This is a genomic window from Aquabacterium sp. UBA2148 (assembly GCF_002328915.1).
In the GTDB taxonomy this organism is placed as follows: Bacteria; Pseudomonadota; Gammaproteobacteria; order Burkholderiales; family Burkholderiaceae_C; genus Aquabacterium; species Aquabacterium parvum.
Window position 1 is genome coordinate 2,022 of the sequence record NZ_DCXA01000030.1, and the last position, 1,038, is coordinate 3,059.

Annotated in this window: 1 protein-coding gene and 1 pseudogene; both read right to left on the bottom strand. The window is 69.0% G+C overall.

All coding sequences use genetic code 11. The features are described 5' to 3' along the window. On the bottom strand, nucleotides 1-629 hold a 629-nt coding region (locus B2W70_RS01760; RefSeq protein ID WP_286742249.1), incomplete at its 3' end, for a PHP domain-containing protein. Between the two features lie 9 nt (nucleotides 630-638). Next, nucleotides 639-1,038, bottom strand: a pseudogene (locus B2W70_RS01765) (DNA polymerase Y family protein); the annotation flags it as partial.

A 1,038-nucleotide genomic window follows, 5' to 3' on the forward strand; every position in this document is an offset into this window, starting at 1 on the left:
GCTTCGGCCGCGGCTCGCAGGGTGCGCAGCCAGGCCGCATCGTCCAACGTGTGGTGCAACTCGGCCACCAGCCAGCAGCGCCCGCGAAAGAGCCTCCTCAGCCAGCGGGCCTGGTCCAGCAGTTCATCGGGGCTGGCGCCTCGGCGAGGGCGCAACAGCAGCACGCAATCACCCAGATCGGCCGCGCGGATGTCACGCCGCCACAGCGTGGCCTTGCCCTTGCCTGTGGCGCCGCGCCTCAGGCGGGTGATGAACTCGCACAGCAAGCCGTAGCCTAGGCGGTGACAAACCAGCGCGATCAGCGTGAAGGCCGGGGCTTGTTCGCCCAGTGTTTCTTCGTGCACATCGAAGGTGCCGCCGATCATCAGCCGAAAGCCCTCGGCACCTGGCACGCCGGCACGGATGGCGTCCTGCCAGCCCTGGTGGGCTCGCACCACACCGGCCATGCTGCAGTCGTCGGTGATGGCCAGGCCGCGGTAGCCCAGTGCCAGCGCGCGCTCCACCATCTCCTCGGGGTGCGAAGCGCCGCGCAGGAAGCTGAAGTTGGTGACGGTGTGGAGCTCGGCGTAATCGGGCAGAGCTGCGAGCGGGCTGGCAGGCAAGCCAGGGCGTGCATCGACGGTGTTCATGGCCACCCCTCAGGCGAAAAAACCGTGCAGGTGCCAGGGGCTGCTGCCGTCCTGTGGCACATGCCGATCGCAAAAGACCCACAGCAGGCCGGCCTGAGGGCTGCTGGCGAGGTGATGATCGCGCACCTCACGTCCAGCACCTGGGGCCCCATCCCACCAACCGGCTTCGATGCGGTGCGGCCCTGCCAACAAGCGCAGCGGCCCCTGGTGGATGGGTGTCTCGCGCAGCCCGAAGGCGATGCCACCCGTGCCGCGCAAGCTCAGGCTCAGGGGCGTGGGCAGCACCCAGGTGGGCTGCGGGACGTCGCTGGCACACAGGGCTGAGTGAACCTTCGTTCGCGTCAAGGGCTGCGTCAGCAAGGGGATCGCCGCATGCCAGGTCTGGCTGTGCGCCAGCCGGTGATCGGCC